Source organism: Pseudomonas sp. GM24 (assembly GCF_000282235.1).
Taxonomy (GTDB): Bacteria; Pseudomonadota; Gammaproteobacteria; order Pseudomonadales; family Pseudomonadaceae; genus Aquipseudomonas.
Genome location: NZ_AKJR01000056.1, coordinates 4,641 through 6,120 on the forward strand (window position 1 = coordinate 4,641; position 1,480 = coordinate 6,120).

Sequence of the window (1,480 nt, forward strand, 5' to 3'; positions counted from 1 at the left end):
GGGCTGGGGTGAGGGGCTTTTCTGGGGTGAGGGTGGCTTTTAGGGTTGGACAACTGCACCGGGGACAAGCGGTAATTCCAGACTGGCAATAAACCCACCCTGCGGATGATTGGCCAACGTCAAACTCCCGCCATGCCGCTCCGCCGCCCTTCGCGCAATCGCCAGCCCCAAGCCATGCCCTGCCGCCGTCTGCCCCGGAGCCCGGTAAAACGGCTCGCCCAACTGGCTCAAATGTTCGGCCTGCACACCCGGCCCATGGTCACGCACACTCACGATAATTTTTTCACCCTGACGCGAGGCCTGCATTTCAATCGCCTGACCTTCCGGGTTGAAGCGCTGAGCGTTGCGCAGCAGGTTATCGACGGCGCGCTCGATCATGGTCGGCCAGCCCTTCAGATTCAGTTGCGGTTCGGCATCGAGACGGACGATCTGCTCGGGCGATCCGAGTTTTGCGTCCTTCTGCAAAGTGCCGAGCAGCGCATTCAAATCCACGTCTTCGGCACTGGCGTTGTCCGCATCAACCCGTGCCAGCACCAGAATTTCACTGATCAGCGCTTCCAGCCGATCGCATTCGCGGGTCAGGCGTGGCCAGAGTTTTTCCCGTTCTTCAGGGTTGGCGCGTTCCGCCAGTGCCAAGGCAATGCGCAACCGAGCCAGTGGTGAACGCAATTCGTGGGAGACGTCCCGCAGCAACTGACGCTGACTGCCAATCAAGCTTTGCAGGCGCGCGCCCATGCGGTTGAAGTCATTGGCGAGCACGCCGAATTCATCACGACGGTTGGCCAGTTTCGCCAGGCTGTTTTGCTGGTAAGTCGTCTGCCCCAGATCATGCACCGCGCCGCGCAAACGGCTGAGCGGGCGGGTGATGGAGAAGGTCACCAGCAGACTGAACAGGGTCAGCACCACCAACGCGATGCCCAACGCACTCAATGGCCAAAGCAGGCTTTCGCGGTGCCATGAGTCGAGTTCCGGGTGCGGGATGCGGTAGATGAACAGGTAGGTGTCACCGGTTTTTTCGCTGGTGAATTCGTCGGTGAGGCGACGCCATGGCAGGCGTCTGTCATCGTTGTTCTGGCGTGCTTCGAAGGCGGCGGCGCGACGCGGGAAGGTGCCGCGTACCACCGGGTCGCCGCTTTCGTTGAGCACCTGAACGTCGATGTGATATTGGCGCTTGCGCTGTTCGAGGATGTCCTGGGCGGCTTCTTCGCCCTGGGCTTCGTAAGTTTGTGTCCATTCGCCGGCCAGCGTGTTGAGGCCCGGATGGCGGCTGAGGATCCACGCGTCCTGGTTGAGCATGTGCCCAAGCAGAATGGACAGGCCGGCCACCAGTGCGATGGCCAGCCAGAAGCTCGCGAGAATACGCCAGAACAATGAACGCACAGAAAATCCTCAGAACAATGCAAAACCCCTGTAGGAGTGAGCCTGCTCGCGATAGCGAAGGGTCAGACAAAAATCTGTCAACTGACACACCGCTATCGCG

The 1,480-nt window shown here is 60.5% G+C and carries 1 protein-coding gene; it reads right to left on the minus strand.

The genetic code is table 11. The annotated features are described in order from the left end of the window. Positions 1-39: 39 nt before the first annotated feature. Positions 40-1,380 carry a sensor histidine kinase gene (locus PMI23_RS09115; RefSeq protein WP_007919688.1) on the minus strand — a complete coding sequence of 447 codons (1,341 nt, stop codon included), beginning with the start codon at positions 1,378-1,380 and terminating at the stop codon, positions 40-42. Positions 1,381-1,480: the final 100 nt, after the last annotated feature.